The organism is Hyphomicrobium denitrificans ATCC 51888, assembly GCF_000143145.1.
In the GTDB taxonomy this organism is placed as follows: Bacteria; Pseudomonadota; Alphaproteobacteria; order Rhizobiales; family Hyphomicrobiaceae; genus Hyphomicrobium_B; species Hyphomicrobium_B denitrificans.
Map to the genome: position 1 here is coordinate 681500 of NC_014313.1, position 16041 is coordinate 697540.

Consider the following 16041-nt stretch of genomic DNA (forward strand, 5'->3'; position numbering starts at 1 on the left):
TTTTCGGACGTTTTTGTAGGCCAGTCATACGTCTGGTCATACGTGGAGGCTTTGAAGTCCTTAGCCGTCCGCACGCGTCCGGCCTCGTCTAACTATCCACGGCTTTCGCCCGTCTGACCTGCATCGCGATACAGTTCTCGCAACGCTTCACGCATCGGATGACTCGACATCGCGCATGATCGATTCCGATATCGCGCGCACTTGCGACGCGTGCCAATTGTTTTCGATCGCGCGAGCCAGGCGGCGCACCTTCCATGCGAGCGCATCCGGCGTATCGGTCATGATTGTCTCCGGTTCGATATGACGGGCGCACCATGCCATGCGTGTCGCCGCCCGGCTCGAAATCATGGGTCTTTGGCTAACAAACTCCGTATACGGATATATCCGTTGACGTGACGGATTTGTCCGTCGCGCATGAGGAAAAAAGTTTGGCTAGGCGTTGAGAATCCGCTGCACCATTTCCTCCACATCCGGAGTAGCCTTGCGCGTCACCGGCCCGTGCGAATAGGCAATCCGCAGCGCAACGGCTTCCGGGTCACGATCTTCGACTATCTGTAGCGCGAACTCGTCAGGCGTCGTGCCGACGGCAATAGCTTCGGCAAGGGCGCGTTCGTCCGCCTCCATCGCGCGAGCCAGGCGGCGCAGCTGTTCTTCGCGCGTTCCGGTGAGTTGCCGGGCGGGCTTTGGTATAGGTGCGGCTGCAATCGGCTCGGAGACAGGCGCGGGCGCATTGGGTTCCGGCGCGAAATGTCCGGCTTCCGCCTCCAGTCGCGCAACGCGCGCGCGATGCGTGGCCACGTTTTGCTCGGCATATGGATTGACGCCAGCCGTTAGCGCGGCTTCGGCATCGGCCAGCCGGGCCTTGGCTTGGGCCAACTCTTCTGCAAAATTTCTCATAAACCTCCCCTCTCCGCCGCACGGGCGGCTTGAATGTTGGTGCGATCGGCCGGCGTCAGACGTGTGACCATGAAAGGCGACAACCCCGTGATCCGCGCCAGAACCTCGTCCGGTTCCGCGTCAGCCAGCGCCTCAAGCTCATCGGCACGCAGATTACGCACCAGGCAAAATTCCGCCGGTCCAATATCGCGCAGACCTGAGTCGATCGGGTGTTCGAGGCGGATTTTCATCATGCCGCCGTCCGCCAATACGCACCGCGTTCGCGATAACGACCGCCACACGCCGGCCCGCCCGCGCGTCCATTGATCGCCGCCAACGCCGCACCAAGGGTTTCCTCATCTGATCGGAAATGCTGGCCGATTTCGTCTAGCGCATCGCGCACGTCGGCGGGCAGATTTTCCAGCGGCGGCACCGGCACCAGCTGCCAGCCAAACGCCCCTAGCGTTGCTTCGATCGATTGAAGACTCGGCGTCTTTTCGTTGCGCCAGCTTTTGATTGTCGAGCGCAGGATGCCCGAATCCCATTCCAGAGCATCATAGGTTTTACCGTTGTCCCGCATTAGTTGAAAGACGAGGCGCACCAGTGGATGTGCATGCGCCGGAATCGTAATGCGAGACGGTTTCCGATAGGGTTCGCGTTGAATAAGCATGCCGCGATGGTGGTAGCTTTAGCCGCCCTTGTCGGGACCATTCTGGTAGCCTGATTTACATCGATATCACCGGCCCGAATGATCGAAACAAACGGATTTTTGCCATTTTATATTTCGTTTCGGCGGGCAGTCGAAACAAGTTTCGATTCGAAACTATTGTCTAGCGATACTCCGGGGTTCGGGCGTTACCCGTGGTGGTGGGGGCCTTGGAAGGACCCACGGCTTTTTTCAGGGCAGCAAGCCACTCCCTGAGAAATCTCGGCTACCATCGGGAAGGAGCACGTATTCAAATATCAATTCATTGATTGCATCACCGCGACTGTCATCTTTGATGCCAACCACGCGGGTCGCGCCGTATAGGCCATTCACGTTACGCCAGAGGATGATTTGACCAAGGTTGGCGGTTCTGACACGAGACGAATAGTCAAACGCCTCCGCGTCAGTCACTTTACTAATCGCCACCGCGCCTTTCGCCAAAGCCAGAGCGTCGATGCTTGGCGCATCGGTGTACGCGTAGATTGCAACATTGCTAGCCTTCGACCACATGGTTTCAAACAAATGCTGTGCTTCACCTAACGCATAGCGGTGATTGTTATTCGTATAATCGAACGCGACGACTCCTCTGAGCGCGCGTGAATGATAGTCAGGCGATATGCCGTCTGTAGGCAAGGTGCGCGGAGTCGATCTCAGAACGATGTGGTCGACGTGTGCCAGCGCTTCTGCCGGCGTCATCACAACGACACCAGGGCCATGCCGCAACTGGTCCCGGCGGCGTAGGATGCCCCGATCATCAGTCACGAAGATATCGCGACAGTCGATGACGTGGCCCGTCAAATGATCGACGTCGTTTATCTTATTGCTGTAACGGGCGTCGGCAGGGGTGAGGCCGGGAAAGATAATCTGCTGAATTTCATCATTTAGGCGGGCCGTTCGCTTGTCCGCAAACACATCGCCATCCCATATAGAAACGTCCCACCGTCCGACCGTGCTGACGATGGGAAACATCTCCAGCATGGAGAGCAGTTTTGCGCGACGCATTTCGTTTCGATCACGTAACAGATCAGCCTCTAGCCGCGTCGTGACCGCAATTTCGACCTTGTTTTCCATTGCATAGCGGATGAGCGCGCGCAGCTCATCAACCGAAGTCGCACTGTCTCGAACAGGATCGAAAACGTTGATCACACAGTTAGCGTCGATGGTCAGCCTCGGCACAGTCATTCGCCGGACGCTCGCGCCACGCGGATGACTTCGCTCAGGAGCACGTCCAATTCCTGTGAAAATGCCACCTGCGTCGCTGTGGGAAGGCTTTCTTGGGTCCGTATCGGTTGGTGCAGATGGAAGTCGGCACCGTCGCGGCCTTGGCCCTGCAGGCGCTGCATCCCTGCCTTCACCGATTTTGCGAACGGATATTCGCTAGCTACTCGGGCAAAGCTTTCAAAGCCGAAAATCGGCGCCACATGGTTCATAATTGATCGGAGCAGGAAGCCGGTCGACATATGGCATTGATTGGCTGCTGCAACATTGAGTTCGCGGCAGAGTTCGACCAGCCGAGAGAAATCCCATTTATCGCTAATAAGTGCCCGAAGCTGCGCGGTGCGAACGGGATCGACATAGGCAGGGCGCGTTATGCCCACTGATACCGGCTTTGCGGCGCTTCTGCTAATTGCGCCAATGCCCGCGCGGACAATCTGTGCAGCTTCTTCGACAGATGCATATGACGGGCCGCCAAAATAACCACCAGCGCCCGAATTCACGGCATGTAGAAGGTTCATCGAATAGTCGTTAGCTCGGCCTAATTGCTGATCGAGCATCGCTTTTGCGTCGATCGCCATCGCCTTAAACCGCGCAGCGTGTTCCGTTGGCAAAATCAGTCCAGATATCGAACCACCATCCCGAAACAGCGGTAGAAGGCTGGTCATATCATCGGCAATGCCGGAGAGCTCTTGAGTCATGGTTTCGGTATGGTCCAATCGCCCGTTGGCAAGAGTTAAGGTCATGGGCTTTCGATACGAAAAGCTTTGCGCCAAAGAGAATTTGGAGCAACCAAACGTTTCATCAGGGCGTCGATGACCTGAGGGTCTTTTTCGAACACTCGCGAAACAACCGCCTTCATCTGGCCTCGTGACGACAAAAGGTAATTTCGGACCGGAGTATGAACCGGGCGAAGCGCGTCAATACTTGTTGCCTCACGCACGTCGCGAAAGAGCGCGATGCCTTTCAATGCCGCATCGGACCAGGATTGAATATCACCTAGCGACCTTACGAGCTCGGCACCCTTTGCCAGAAAGACCGTCGACGTATTACAGATAAATATCTTCTCCGCGATCGCACTGTCCCAAGACTTCCGCCATTTCTTTTCCCAGTTGCGAATGAGTTCGGCGTGCATTTCAACGGTGGTCGCGGGATTGGATAGGCGCTCGATCAAAACAGACGTGTCGTGCCTTAGGACGGATGCCGTATCGCGCATATCCAAAATCCGTTCGATGACTTGCTCGAACGACGCGGAATTTTTTAGAACTGCCAACGCGAGCGGGGGAACGTCGAGGTGGACGAACCCCCTTACAGGAACGCCATTTCGCTGAATCTCAGCGTGCAGTGCACGCGCGTCATCCGCGAGTCGTCTATTGCGCTGAACGAGATCAATGACGCCGTGCTCGAATTTGGGACGGCGGTTGACTCCGAAGTTATGAAGATTTCGAAGCAAGACGGTAGCGGGTCTGCCGAACTTGGCTTCCGCGCCAAGAAGGCGCGTCACCTCCAGGTCAGCATCCTTCACCATGGCTGCTGTCAAACCATCGCGTCCGGCCGCCTGAGCGGCGGCTAACAGCGCTGCTGATGACGTTTCGGTCCTTATGGGGCGAAAAGGTTCAGCCAAAATCTGGAAAACCTTCGCATTGATTAGTGGTTGGATGGCTTGAATGTATTGCGCCGGTGTCGTTTCGATTTTGCCAACAAGGACGATATGCTCCCGCAAAACGATTTCGTCGATCAGTGTGCACAGGTCCGCGAATTCGACAGGGTAAAAGCGTTGGCGGAGATGGTAGAAGATTTTTGAGACACCGCTGAGGTCTGCAAGGCCGACATTGGGTGGGAAAGCTGAATGCTTGAGAAGAACCATCTTGGCTATCGGACGATTGGCGGGTGAACATTTTTCGCAGAAGCTGGCGCCGCTGCGCTTACGAACCGAAAGCCGTCAACAGCCCACTCGGCGGCCTGACAGATTCGGCATCGTCAACCAGACCTAACTGAGTCGCGCACAGGTTGAGGGGTTGAGAGCAGAGCTATCCCCACCTTTGTTTCCCTTCGGATCATTCGAGCCGACCGGAAACAATCTCCGCACTTCCTCTTTGCTTTCGTCCCTTTTGTCCCTTTCATCCCCTAGGCCCCACAAGAGAGGCGTCTCAGAACGAAAAAATCGGGGGTGCCTAGGGACAAAAGGGATGAAAGGAAAATTGAATAGAAGAATCTAGGTTTTCTGCGGCTTTGAGGCCCAAACTTTCGTCCCAAAAGCCGGGGATGAAAGCGGGACGAAAGGGACGAAAGGTCGGGGCGAAAGTTTTGGCTTTGCTTTCGTCCCCTGCTTTCATCCCCATGTTCGGGGACGAAAGTTCACGCCGCAATGTAGCGTTCGCGTGCCCGCCCGCCTGTGCCAGATTGACGATCGAGGCGCACCCGTCCGGCTTCCACAAGGTCGCGAAGGATTTGATCGCGAAGGCGCGCATCGACGCCGCGCTGTTTGTCGGCGATCCTCCCAGCCGTGACGCCGGCATTGCCGGCCACGCGGATCATGCGCAGGATGCGGTTCACCGCATCGCCGCGCTCATTGTCGGCTATACGGTCGGTGCTCTCGCGGATCAATGTAGCAGCCGACAGACGTGCCAGTCTATACGCCCAATTCAGCACCGGGCCGGTGATAACGGGCGTGTTCGGATTGCAGCCGACCGCGACGACAAGAGCCAACTTCAGCGCGTGTTCCCGCACGCGGTTCAGGAACGGCATTGCTTCGGGGTTCGTCGCGGCTTCAGCGGCATCTAGCTCCGCGATGTTCCCGGCGTCGATTGCCTCGGCGTCGGCGTCCAGCGCCACGGTGACGGCCTTGGGCGCGCGATCAGATGAAATGGAGGCGAGATTGCCACCCCTTTCCGCAAGCCGACGCACAGCATCGATCAGGTCGGCTGGAACATCGTTGGGCGACAATCGGGGTTTGACGCGCGCGGGCTTCGGCCCCGTCACATCAAGCAGGATCAAGCGCGCCAGCAGGCCATCCGATGCGGAAAGCGACGATAGCGATGACCAGAATGATTCCGGCGTGCTTGTACCGGAAATCGAAAAATTCGGCGCAAATACCTTAGCCGCCGGTTCAGCTGCATATTCGGCTCCAGCAAAGAAAGTCCCCGCCGCGCTAAACATTTCCAGCAGATCAAACCGGATCATGGCGTTGTGCATTCCGGCGCGCCGATCGTGGATTTGCCCCATGAAGCCGCCAAATTCGTCCATGAAGCATGCGGCGGATGGCTCGCGAGCGATCAGCTTACGCAAAGCGCTGGCGGACATGATCCGCGCGGGGCCGACATAGCGGTCAAGTCCGGCTGCGGCTGCCAATGCTTTGATGCGCCCGATTGCGTGATCCTTACCATGGCCAGAAGGCGCCAGCGTCACCATGTAGTTGTTGGTTCGGAGGTTGGACGGCGTAGCGAACTTGCGCCCTGCCAGCGTAGCGACAAAAGTGAGCGCAGCGCCAAGCATAAGGGCGCGGTTCGGCCTGTCGCTGCTGGCCTCCATCCAATCGATAATATCGCCGACAAGGCCCGGCGGCGAGCAGAGGTCCGCCAAGCGGGCATCCGACTTTAGTGGTTCCGATTCCGGCTCATCCGCTTCAATGGGCACGTTCATGCCCAGTCGTTCGCGCTTCAGGGCTGTGGCGAGAGCAAGCGCCTCAGGCGTTCCGGCCGTTTGCGCCCTCAATTCGAGTGCGAGAATGGCTGCAGCCGGATCGAACCCGATTTGACGTTCTTCTAACATCACTTTCGCTTTCTCATGCAGCGCCGTCGCCGCCTCATCCGGCTCGGCCCAAATGCCTGCGAATGGATCAGGGCCGGTCGGCTGGATGTATTGACGGACAGGCGGCTCGCTTAGCCGGCGGATAACGCGGGCTGCGATGTCGGTGGCGAATTCCTCCGTCAAATGCGGATGAGCATCGCGCAAGGCCGTAGCGAAGTCGGCATCGGGTGGCAGGGCGGCGAAGATTTCCTGCGCTTCGCATTCGGCGTCCCATTCCGCCCTTTCGGCGCGTTCCTTCGCTTCGGCGGAGGCAAGCTCTTCACCGCGACCAAACCAAGCACGCTCAGCGCGCAAATAGCCGAAGGGTGCGGCAAGCATTTCATCGGCACGCCTAACAGCGGTGAGCGCCACGCGAACGGCGCCGACGATTTCGGCATCGTCGGCGAAGGTGGCACAACGATTGAGCACGAGACGCAATGCCTCCGCGCCATCATCGGCCTGGGCAACCGCTTCGGCTGCGATCGTCGGCAAGGCCTTGCCGGCGCCCTCGTCGAAGGCATCGCTGGCGGCGTCCAGCGTCCGCCGCCAAGCGCGTTGCTGGCTTGGCCTGTCGGCAGGCAACAGCCCGTCAGCGTACAGCGCGGCCTCGATCTCTTCGAGAGCGGCGGGCCATGGGGTCCCCATCTGGCCAAGGGCGCGCCCAAGAGCGACGATATTGCGAAGCCGGCCAGGCGAAGGATCAAGCGCCGCCTCGCGGGCTATTTCGAGGGCACTAAAGGCGCCTGTTGGCGCATATGGAAAGGACATAAGAGGGACTCGCTTCACGGTTGTCCGGCGTTGCAGCGCCGGGTTAGGCTAAAAAGGCGGCGATCGATTTTTCAGGAATCGGTCGCCGTTTTTGTTTGGGAGCAGATTGCGAAGATATGCGCTGCGAACGCTTCTCCACGCAGCACCGGCTCGTTGACTGGCCATGGGACATGGAATGACTGCCCGTTGCGCCGTGACGCGACGACATGTGCGCCGGCACGGCGAAGGCGATGCAGGCGGCGGCCGCGGTCGAGAAACCAGATTTTGTCTGGCTCGGCGTCGGGCGCGCATGGCGGGGCGAGAAGGAAAGCGAGCGTCATTCCGTCAGCGCCTTACGAAGCGCTGGCAGCAATTCCGCCAATCGGTCCGGCATGGTGGGCGGAATGATACGCTCCGGCTGGACGCAAACCCGCTCGACGCGTCGGCTGTAACCAGCCTCTTGCGGACGCATTTCACCCGTTTCGCGATCCGTGACGAAGATGGTCGGCTGATTACCCGCAGAATCGCACCAGAAGGTTCGATCCTCAAAAACCGCATCGATCGTCCCGCCAGGGCGCTGCCTTACGCGCGTTTCGGCATCGGCAATCCATGCACGCTGACCGCGGATGGCATTGGCGGCTTCGATCGCAGCATTCGACGCGACCAACGCTTCGATCGCATCGCTCGCTCGTTCGATGGCTGTGAACGCGGCGCGCACCAGCTTTTCGTCCGCCTTCGCCTGTTTTTCTGCAGCGGCATGCTCGACATTGGCGTTCGATTCGACTTGAGCCGCTTCAGCTTTCGCCGCTTCTGCCGTGGCGATAGCCAGCGCGCCGCGCAGCGCCTCGACATTGCGGCGAGCCGCGTCGCATTCCTCGATCCATTTGATATGCTCGGCTGGATCGGCGCTGTGGGGCCGTTTTGCCTCTAGTTCAGCGAGTTTCGTTTCGGCGGCGGGCAAGTCGGCGACGAGCCGAGCCTTCCCAGATAGCCAACGGGCGGCGGTGCTCACAACGCTCATTGGGCCGCCTCCGCAAAGACGCGGATAGCCGCGACAGCCTCGGGGCAGTAAGCAACTTGCGTTCGGCTAATGCGCTCTGGAGCCGGTATCACTCCTTCGCGCTGCCAGCGCCAAAGAGTAACCCTGCCAACGCCCAACTCGCGGGCCAGGTCTGATCGTGAAAGCATTGCGCCCTCCTTGTTTCGGCTAGCTGGATTGCCAGCGCGTGAAACAAGGATGGCGCACGATGCCTTATGAGTGAGGACGGGTTCGGTGGCCTGTTATGCTGTATTAATACGGCGCAACGACAGATTAGCGGTGGTTATGTGGGCACTGACATCCTGAGTTTCGCTTTCGCTGCGGCCGCCTCACATGTGACAATAGCCTTGTGCCGCTTTGCCGTCATCGGCGGATATTTTCTGGCCGTAACCAGCCGTCCGAAGACGGCATGGATGAAATCCCCAATCCCCAGATCAGTGTCGCCTCTTCATGTAGTCCGGGATCACGAAGCGCTGCACATATGGCGGCTCTCTTGTTCTGTTCATGGCTTCCCAATACATCGCAACCGCGATCGGCTCGGAAATCTCCTCCGGCACTCGATAGCCGTAGATGGGAAAGCCAGGCGTCGCTCTCTCGGTGAGATGCCACGATCGACGAAACTCTGGCTGTAAATAATCGTATATGCCCCAACGGATGTTGTTCAGAAGCTCTGCAATTTGGCTGGAGTGATACATGAAAATGTCTTGCTGAAACCATCCCCAGAAATCTTCGACCGCAAGATATGCGTGCTGCTCACTTACTGGATGACCTGCATCCACCAGTAGCTTACGCAGATGACCAACATTGGTCGCCAACCTTGCGAGACTGTGCTTGGCAATATCCCCGCACATCTTGAGATAGCGATAGCGCGTAACGCGCAAGTTCGCGACTATGCCGATTGAGCCGAGATTGACTTCCGTTGCAGTGAACTCCCCCTCCAGCCAAGTCGCGAACGCTTCGACAGCCGCCGACAGCGCGGCAGGGTCGGTCGCTAACCTGGGGTCAGCGCAAACCTGTCGAAGATGGAACAGGAACGTAAGGTCCGATAGCCGTGCATTGTTTGGCGCCCGCTTCAATCCGAGGGGAACAGGATCGCGTTTGAACGCCCGAATTTCCGACAGAAAGTCACCCAGCAGAATCACAAACAGGCGAGCATTTTGACTCGTCTCGAAGAGCAGATTTGAAATCTCTATGCGATCAGGCTTCACGAACATGGCCCAATTGACCATGCCGTCGATCATTTCCCACGCCGAATTGAGGATGATCGCTTCCCGTTCGGTATCGTTCATGTCGGCCAACTTGGCTCGGCTCCGAGTCCCAGCGTTGCGTTGCTCACCCGCGCAGCCATAAGGCATACGCACGGACGTCGATCATGGGCACGGTCGCAACCGCCTGAAGCTGAGCGATGAGCTCGAATAGGAATGCGGTTGCGGCTGTCTCACCTGGCGTCGCTGTGTGGCGGCCGTGAGCGTCACACCAGAAAAAGCCGTGAGCCGCCACGCATCCGATATCAAGGCGCTTGTCCCCGTCGCCAGCCGACAGTGCGTCCATCAAAGGCTGGCCAAGGGGTGGCGACCAGTCGCTTTCAAATGTCAGGAGCCCGGCAAGGATCGGTTGCGGCACCTTGGCCGGCAGCTCTCCGCCAGCGCTGGGGATCGGAAGGCTAGTGCGGTGCAAAACTCGAACGGACTCGGCTTTGACCTGCGCGTATTCCACATGGCTCGCGTTTGCCGATTGCTTGGCCTCAAAGACGGCATAGACGCTTTCGGCCGGGATTATGTACTGGCCTTCGATCGTGGCGACGAATGGCGAATATTGACGATCAAAGATGGCGACGTCGATTTGCTGGCTGAACGCACCGCAGCTATCCACAACATGGCACTTCGCGGCGCTATATCGCTCCGGCAAATATTTGTTGAAGAGGTCTATCCATACTGCCTCGCTGGCGTCGCCCTTGGTGCCGGGATGAGCGAAGGTGGCGCGGGCGCTGTCGAGGCGCGCCTTCACTTCCCTGTGGAAACCCGCAAGCACGGTTTCGAGCGACCAGCTGCTCATCGCACTAGCTGCTCCCAATTACTGGCAAGTGCCCTTCCGGCAGCGTTGCTGATCGCGCGCTTTTCGGTCGCATTCAGATCATCCGAAATGACGTTGTTTGTGTTCGACGGATCGACCACGCGCGCATTTTCGAACCGGTCTTTGAGATGAGTGAGAGTATGCACGACCTGACCGCTCAGGGTGAGATTTGTCCCCGATAGGGCATTTATGGTCGTAAGTTCGAGATAGAATGAGGGAAAATCCAAGCCCCACTGGTTACGCCACAGCTTGAGCACCCGGATCGCCGCCAATCTCCCCGACGCCCGGACAGTGGCAATGTGCGTGTCAATGTTGGTCTTGGTCCATGTGTCCGCCTTGCGGCGGAAGAGGCTATGATCGGTGGTCCAAGCGTTCTGCCTCTTGCCTGGCACGAGGTCCACGTCCCAGCCGTTCACGCGAACGCCGATGGACACGTTCTGCCGCCTCGGGGAATGACCCGCCTGTGAAATCGCGTTGAATAAGGTGTCGTAGACTTGCTTGAGTGTGTCGGGCGTATTTTCCGCCAGCGAGAGAAAAAGGTCAATGTCCGTGCCGCTACGATTTGCCGTGCCCTTAGCATATGAACCGCTCGGATTGACGGCGGTGAGGTATTGGCCGCCCCATTGACGCAGCGTCGGCAATAGCGTGTTGGCCGCGCCAAGGGCGGGCGACGTTGAACTCACATCAACCGTTTCACGCACCAGGATTCCGGCAAGATATTGATCGCTCATACCTCAGAGTTAAACGACGCTGCATGCTGCGTCCACGGCCCGTCCAGTTCGAGTCACAGCCAACGTTCTTGTCAGCACTCGTGCATGACCTCCACACACAACCTGACAGTAATCGGCCAAAGTCTAGGCGCGGTACTTATCGGCAAGCGACTTACCGCACCCGCATTGGTGCATTCTAGCCAGCCGCCGAAAACGGCACGACATTCGCACCTGCCGCCTCAGAGAGATAAGCAGCCCAAGCCTCCATAAGCGCGCGCCGCTGCTCAATGGCCGTTCCGCGCCGATATGCACGCTCGGCTTTATTTTCGATCGTATGCGCCAGCGCAGCCTCGATAAGGTCGCGCGGGAAGTTGGTCGTATCGCCAGCCCAATCCCGCAGGGTGGACCGGAAGCCGTGCGTGGTCAGATCGCTGCGCCCCATACGCCGCAACAACATTGCCATCGCCATGTTGCTACGGGCAGCGCCACCGACCGCGAATATCAGATTGGCGGGCTTGGGCCGTTCTGGCTTGAGGGTTTCGAGTAAAGTGATCGCCGCCTCGCTCAAGGGCACGACATGCTCTGCGCCAGCCTTCATGCGACCGGCTGGCACCGTCCAAATCTTCTCCGCGAAATCGATTTCGCCCCATGTTGCTCCCAATGCCTCGCCGGATCGTGCGGCGGTCAAGATCACGAATTCAAGGCAACGCGCCGCGAGTGCAGGGCGCTTCCGTAGCTCGACCATGAATGCGGGTGCTTCCTTGTATGGAAGGGCGGCATGATGGCCGCGCGCCAGCTTCGGCTGCTTCGGTAACAGGAGCGCGAGGTGGCCGCGCCACGAAGCCGGATTCATCGCGTCCCTCGGCCGCAGATTGCGCGCCTTGGCGGCGTCCAGAATTTTCTCGATACGACCGCGCACGCGGCTGGCGGTTTCGGCCTTCTTCAGCCAGATCGGCTGCAATACGGCAAGCACGTCATCGGTCGCGATGTCGGCGATCGGCATGTTCTTGAGTGCGGCCGCGTGGTCGCGCAGGGAGCTATGCCACTGCTGCCGATGGACTTCGTTGCGCCAGCCGTCTTCGACGCTTTTGATATAGTCCTCGGCAAACTTGCCAAAGGTCACGACTTCTGCCGAAGCCTCAGGCTCCTTAGCCGCCGCCCGTTCTTTGATCGGGTCGCGCCCTTCCTTCACCGCGCGGCGTGCATTGGCAGCTTGGGTGCGTGCTTCGGCGAGAGAGACGTATGGATAGACTCCCAGCCCCATTTCTCGACGCCTGCCATTCGCGCGAATGACGAAGAACCAAGTGGAACTGCCGTTGTCACGAATGCGCAGGTGCAGTCCGCCGCCATCGGCGAGGATAGATTTTCGATCCTTCGCGTTCGGGTCGCGGGCTTTCTTTTCGGCAGACCGGATCGAAGCGTCTGTAAGTTTATGCAGGGCCATGCCCGCGCCATACGCGAAGCGCGGTCATACTTCGAGTCATACTTTTTTTAATGGTTTCAGCCGAACACCGGCGGACGCCAGCGTACGCCATACCCGGAAAAAATACGTATATTATGATATAAATCAGTGAGTTATGATTTAGAAAATGGCTGAATAGCAATCGCGTAGAAGATATGGTTCTACGGACTCCGTCTCCGCCAGAATTCAACCTGCTCCTGATGTCCATTATTCGGCGGTTCCGCAAGGCGGTGCTTTTGGCTGACCGCCGGGCTTTTGTGCTTAGGGATCGAGTTGGACACAGCGCGCATTGGGCGCTGTTAACGGATTGTCGATCCTGACGATCGCTGCAGCTCAGGCCCGCATAATCACGGCATTGGCGCGTCGCTGCTTATTTGCAACAATCTCCCCATCGATTTCATAAACGCACCCGTTTTGAGAGAGGATGGCATGATCCCGACGAATAACTCCAGTGGCGAGCGGGATGGGAATGCCCTCTCCAAGGCCGCGCAAACGGCATTTGCCGACGAACGGACGGCGGCAGCTCAGGGCGCCGATCTTGCTCTGGTCACCGATCTGGCCAAGGCGGGCGATGCCAACATGACGGACGGAATCGAGGCGATCGTCGAGGGCGCCGCCCCAGACGACGCAAGCCGCCTACGCGATGCGCTGGGCTTGCCCAAGCCGTCCGGCAGGCCGCGCCGGACCAGCGACGAACTTGCCGACGATTGGCGCGATGGCGGCTATCCTTACAAGTTCAAGATGCTGCGCCGTGATTACGAGCAGGAGAAATTCATACTTCAGACGGAGCTGCTCAAGCTGCAGTCCTGGGTGAAGGAAGCGGGTCAACGCATCATCGTTTTGTTCGAAGGCCGCGATGCTGCAGGAAAAGGCGGCGCGATCAAGCGTTTCATGGAACATCTCAATCCGCGCGGTGCGCGCGTCGTCGCGCTGGAGAAGCCGAACGAGGTGGAGCGCGGCCAATGGTATTTCCAGAGGTATGTTCAGCACCTGCCGACGCTCGGCGAAATCGTGCTGTTCGATCGAAGCTGGTACAATCGCGCCGGCGTCGAGCGCGTGATGGGCTTCTGTTCGGATGAAGAGTATCGCGAGTTTTTGCGTGAGGTGCCGGATTTTGAGCGCAATCTCACCCGAAGCGGGATTCATCTCGTCAAGTTCTGGTTTTCCGTCAGCCGCGAGGAACAAAGTCGCCGGTTCAGGGAACGCAAAGTACATCCGCTGAAGCAATGGAAATTGTCGCCCGTCGACCTAGCCTCACTTGATAAGTGGGACGTATACACCCAGGCCAAGGAGGCGATGTTCTTTCATACGGATACTGCCGACTCGCCTTGGACCGTGATCAAGTCGGACGACAAGAAACGCGCGCGGCTCAACGCCATGCGTTTCATTTTGCACGCGATGCCGTATCCCGAAAAGGATCTTGCCCGCCTCGGAAGAGTGGATGATTTGCTGGTCGGTCGCGCCAGCACCATTCATGAGCGTGGCGAATACAGTCCAAAGAACGGTTGGATCAACCAACAATAGGCGTCAGCAAAAAATCGCTTTGCAAGAGCCTGGAAGTGGTGGCGGACCCTGCTCGGGTCCGCCGTTTTTTTTGATGGCTTTGCCGACTATTTTCTTGCGAGCAGATCGCGGATGTCGGTCAAGACTTTCAACTCCGCGCTGGGCTCCGCGGGCTTTTCGACTGCCTTTTCTTTTCTCGTCAGCCTGTTCATCGCCTGGATGACCATGAACAGCACGGCCGCGATGATGAGGAAATTCAGAAGTGCAGTGATGAATGCGCCGTAGCCGAGAACGGCTCCTTCCTTCTTGGCATCGGCATAGGCAACGCCGGTGTGCACCTTGTCGGACAGCGGCAGATAGTAGTTCGAGAAGTCGAGGCCGCCGGTCACCGCGCCGATGATCGGCATAATCAAGTCAGCCACGAGCGACGATACGATTGCGCCGAAGGCAACGCCGATGACGACGCCGACAGCGAGGTCGACGACATTGCCGCGAAGCACGAATTTCTTGAATTCCTCAAGCATGAGATGCCGTTCCTTTGTCCACGAGAAGATCAGCGAAATAATCATGAAGCCGGCTGAAGCCGCAACAAGCAGAACTTTGTGGTAATCGCGCCGCGACAGGCTAATAACCTCAGAAAGTGCAAAACTTCGCGGCTTGCAGCCATTTGAACGCTCGAAAGCTTAGGCCGATCCCTACGATGTTCTCTGATTTCACGAGTTCTGGTCGCGCGCGGTCGGGCTGGGCTCATGCTTATCAAGGAACTAACCGCGGCTTATACGGAGGGCGTGGCCGCCTTCCGCAAAGGCCGACCGACAAGAGTGCGAGATCCATGAACATTCCCGGCGCAGCGAAGTTGTTTTCTGCTGTTCAAGATGGCGGCCATCAGGATGTCGAACCGCACGGCGGCGACATCGACGCCATCGCCAAAAAGTATCCGAGCGCGCCGCAGCCGTGGATCGATCTCTCGACGGGCATCAATCCGTTTGCGTATCCGATCCCGCCGTTGTCCTCCGAGCTTTGGTCGCGGCTTCCGTTGCGCGTGGAAGATCACGAGCTTCGGCGCATTGCTGGGCAGCGCTATGGCGCATTCGACCTTGAGCGGATCGTAGCTGCGCCTGGCACGCAAGCGCTCATACAAATCGTTCCTCGCCTCATTGCGCCGTCCGACGTCGCGATCGTCGGCCCGACCTATCGCGAGCACGTGCGCTGCTGGCAAAGGCTCGGGCATGCGGTGCGCGTTATCGCGGACTTGGATGAAATCAGCGATGCGAAAGCCGTCGTCGTGGTCAACCCGAACAATCCGACGGGACGCCATTATGAGCCAAGTCGATTGCTCGCGCTCGCGGAGGACATGACGCGCCGTCAAGGTCTGCTCGTCGTCGACGAAGCGTTTGCTGACCTGCTCGGAGCCGAGCAAAGTCTCGTTCCGCTGCAGCCGCGATCCAGCATTATTCTGAGATCGTTCGGGAAGACCTATGGGCTCGCAGGGGTGCGTCTCGGATTTGCGATCGCGGAGCGGCGCATCGCGGAAGTTTTGCGATCATGGCTCGGGCCGTGGGCTGTGTCGGGTCCGGCGATTGCGATCGGGTGTCGCGCACTCGAGGATTCCGTGTGGCTCAGGCAGACGCGTGATCGTCTGGCAAATTCGGCCGAGCAGTTAGATCAGATGCTGACGGCCGCCGGGGGACGCATTGCGGGTGCGACGCCTCTGTTCCGTTTGGTGGATCATCCGCAGGCGGAAAACATTGCGCACAGGCTGGCGCTGGCGGGGATTCACGTGCGTCAATTCCCCGATCAGAGAACCTGGCTGCGTTTTGGCATTCCGAGCGAGTCGATGTTGCCGCGTCTCGAATCCGCGCTCGCCGGGCACATTTAACAAGAGCGCCTTCGTTCGTCAGCGTGCGACGTGAGCCAGCCG

17 protein-coding genes are annotated in these 16041 nt (G+C 58.6%); 2 read left to right on the forward strand and 15 right to left on the reverse strand.

Going from position 1 to position 16041, the window contains the following annotated elements; genetic code table 11:
- Positions 1 to 147 precede the first annotated feature (147 nt).
- The 14 genes from HDEN_RS18540 to HDEN_RS03250 all read right to left on the reverse strand — a co-directional run bounded on the left by HDEN_RS18540 (position 148) and on the right by HDEN_RS03250 (position 12599).
- Complete coding sequence (locus HDEN_RS18540; RefSeq protein ID WP_013214692.1) at positions 148 to 282, reverse strand: hypothetical protein; 135 nt, start codon at positions 280 to 282, stop codon at positions 148 to 150.
- A 150-nt stretch (positions 283 to 432) separates the two neighbouring features.
- Positions 433 to 897 carry a hypothetical protein gene (locus tag HDEN_RS03190; protein ID WP_013214693.1) on the reverse strand — a complete coding sequence of 155 codons (465 nt, stop codon included), beginning with the start codon at positions 895 to 897 and terminating at the stop codon, positions 433 to 435.
- Complete coding sequence (locus HDEN_RS03195; RefSeq protein WP_013214694.1) at positions 894 to 1130, reverse strand: phage tail assembly protein; 237 nt, start codon at positions 1128 to 1130, stop codon at positions 894 to 896. Before HDEN_RS03195 ends, HDEN_RS03190 begins: the two co-directional genes overlap by 4 nt.
- Positions 1127 to 1477, reverse strand: coding sequence for a hypothetical protein (locus HDEN_RS17665; protein ID WP_150103182.1), 351 nt, complete (start codon positions 1475 to 1477; stop codon positions 1127 to 1129). The genes HDEN_RS03195 and HDEN_RS17665 overlap by 4 nt, the downstream gene beginning before the upstream one ends.
- Before the next feature lie 297 nt (positions 1478 to 1774).
- Complete coding sequence (locus HDEN_RS17670; protein ID WP_013214696.1) at positions 1775 to 2764, reverse strand: phospholipase D-like domain-containing protein; 990 nt, start codon at positions 2762 to 2764, stop codon at positions 1775 to 1777.
- A complete protein-coding gene (locus HDEN_RS03210) occupies positions 2761 to 3543 on the reverse strand; it encodes a hypothetical protein (RefSeq protein ID WP_013214697.1) in 783 nt (260 codons plus the stop codon). Before HDEN_RS03210 ends, HDEN_RS17670 begins: the two co-directional genes overlap by 4 nt.
- The gene (locus HDEN_RS03215) at positions 3540 to 4664 is read right to left on the reverse strand and encodes a hypothetical protein (RefSeq protein WP_013214698.1); all 1125 of its coding nucleotides are present in this window, start codon (positions 4662 to 4664) and stop codon (positions 3540 to 3542) included. The genes HDEN_RS03210 and HDEN_RS03215 overlap by 4 nt, the downstream gene beginning before the upstream one ends.
- A 491-nt stretch (positions 4665 to 5155) precedes the next feature.
- Positions 5156 to 7231, reverse strand: a complete 2076-nt coding sequence (locus HDEN_RS17675; RefSeq protein ID WP_049775146.1) for a DUF3987 domain-containing protein — start codon at positions 7229 to 7231, stop codon at positions 5156 to 5158.
- Positions 7232 to 7670: 439 nt separating this feature from the next.
- Entirely contained in the window at positions 7671 to 8354 is a 684-nt protein-coding gene (locus HDEN_RS03230; RefSeq protein ID WP_013214701.1) for a hypothetical protein, read from the reverse strand.
- Complete coding sequence (locus HDEN_RS18600) at positions 8351 to 8521, reverse strand: helix-turn-helix transcriptional regulator (RefSeq protein ID WP_425337336.1); 171 nt, start codon at positions 8519 to 8521, stop codon at positions 8351 to 8353. The genes HDEN_RS03230 and HDEN_RS18600 overlap by 4 nt, the downstream gene beginning before the upstream one ends.
- A gap of 285 nt (positions 8522 to 8806) precedes the next feature.
- Positions 8807 to 9661: a hypothetical protein gene (locus HDEN_RS03235; RefSeq protein WP_013214702.1), complete on the reverse strand. Its 855-nt coding sequence runs from the start codon at positions 9659 to 9661 to the stop codon at positions 8807 to 8809.
- 43 nt (positions 9662 to 9704) lie between these two features.
- On the reverse strand, positions 9705 to 10379 hold the full coding sequence (locus HDEN_RS03240; RefSeq protein WP_425337337.1) for a DUF6602 domain-containing protein: 675 nt from the start codon (positions 10377 to 10379) through the stop codon (positions 9705 to 9707).
- Positions 10380 to 10423: 44 nt separating this feature from the next.
- Entirely contained in the window at positions 10424 to 11176 is a 753-nt protein-coding gene (locus tag HDEN_RS03245) for a nucleotidyltransferase family protein (protein ID WP_013214704.1), read from the reverse strand.
- Between the two features lie 175 nt (positions 11177 to 11351).
- Positions 11352 to 12599 carry a tyrosine-type recombinase/integrase gene (locus tag HDEN_RS03250; RefSeq protein WP_013214705.1) on the reverse strand — a complete coding sequence of 416 codons (1248 nt, stop codon included), beginning with the start codon at positions 12597 to 12599 and terminating at the stop codon, positions 11352 to 11354.
- A gap of 447 nt (positions 12600 to 13046) precedes the next feature.
- On the opposite strand from HDEN_RS03250, the gene ppk2 reads away from it, so the two are divergent.
- On the forward strand, positions 13047 to 14141 hold the full coding sequence (ppk2, locus tag HDEN_RS03255; RefSeq protein ID WP_013214706.1) for a polyphosphate kinase 2: 1095 nt from the start codon (positions 13047 to 13049) through the stop codon (positions 14139 to 14141).
- An 86-nt stretch (positions 14142 to 14227) separates the two neighbouring features.
- On the opposite strand, the gene mscL is transcribed toward ppk2, so the two are convergent.
- A complete protein-coding gene (mscL, locus tag HDEN_RS03260) occupies positions 14228 to 14644 on the reverse strand; it encodes a large conductance mechanosensitive channel protein MscL (protein WP_013214707.1) in 417 nt (138 codons plus the stop codon).
- Between the two features lie 308 nt (positions 14645 to 14952).
- On the opposite strand from mscL, the gene cobD reads away from it, so the two are divergent.
- Positions 14953 to 15999 (forward strand): threonine-phosphate decarboxylase CobD, encoded by a 1047-nt coding sequence (gene cobD / locus HDEN_RS03265; protein WP_013214708.1) that lies wholly within the window; start codon positions 14953 to 14955, stop codon positions 15997 to 15999.
- The last annotated feature ends 42 nt before the right edge of the window (positions 16000 to 16041 follow it).

Coding starts and splice junctions, on each gene's coding strand:
- mscL (WP_013214707.1), bottom strand. CDS start 14,644: ATGCTTGAGGAATTCAAGAAATTCGTGCTTCGCGGCAATGTCGTCGAC.
- HDEN_RS03235 (WP_013214702.1), bottom strand. CDS start 9,661: ATGAACGATACCGAACGGGAAGCGATCATCCTCAATTCGGCGTGGGAA.
- ppk2 (WP_013214706.1), top strand. CDS start 13,047: ATGATCCCGACGAATAACTCCAGTGGCGAGCGGGATGGGAATGCCCTC.
- HDEN_RS03245 (WP_013214704.1), bottom strand. CDS start 11,176: ATGAGCGATCAATATCTTGCCGGAATCCTGGTGCGTGAAACGGTTGAT.
- HDEN_RS03215 (WP_013214698.1), bottom strand. CDS start 4,664: ATGGTTCTTCTCAAGCATTCAGCTTTCCCACCCAATGTCGGCCTTGCA.
- HDEN_RS17670 (WP_013214696.1), bottom strand. CDS start 2,764: ATGACTGTGCCGAGGCTGACCATCGACGCTAACTGTGTGATCAACGTT.
- cobD (WP_013214708.1), top strand. CDS start 14,953: ATGAACATTCCCGGCGCAGCGAAGTTGTTTTCTGCTGTTCAAGATGGC.
- HDEN_RS03190 (WP_013214693.1), bottom strand. CDS start 897: ATGAGAAATTTTGCAGAAGAGTTGGCCCAAGCCAAGGCCCGGCTGGCC.
- HDEN_RS03210 (WP_013214697.1), bottom strand. CDS start 3,543: ATGACCTTAACTCTTGCCAACGGGCGATTGGACCATACCGAAACCATG.
- HDEN_RS17675 (WP_049775146.1), bottom strand. CDS start 7,231: ATGGGGACCCCATGGCCCGCCGCTCTCGAAGAGATCGAGGCCGCGCTG.
- HDEN_RS18600 (WP_425337336.1), bottom strand. CDS start 8,521: ATGCTTTCACGATCAGACCTGGCCCGCGAGTTGGGCGTTGGCAGGGTT.
- HDEN_RS03195 (WP_013214694.1), bottom strand. CDS start 1,130: ATGATGAAAATCCGCCTCGAACACCCGATCGACTCAGGTCTGCGCGAT.
- HDEN_RS18540 (WP_013214692.1), bottom strand. CDS start 282: ATGACCGATACGCCGGATGCGCTCGCATGGAAGGTGCGCCGCCTGGCT.
- HDEN_RS03230 (WP_013214701.1), bottom strand. CDS start 8,354: ATGAGCGTTGTGAGCACCGCCGCCCGTTGGCTATCTGGGAAGGCTCGG.
- HDEN_RS03250 (WP_013214705.1), bottom strand. CDS start 12,599: ATGGCCCTGCATAAACTTACAGACGCTTCGATCCGGTCTGCCGAAAAG.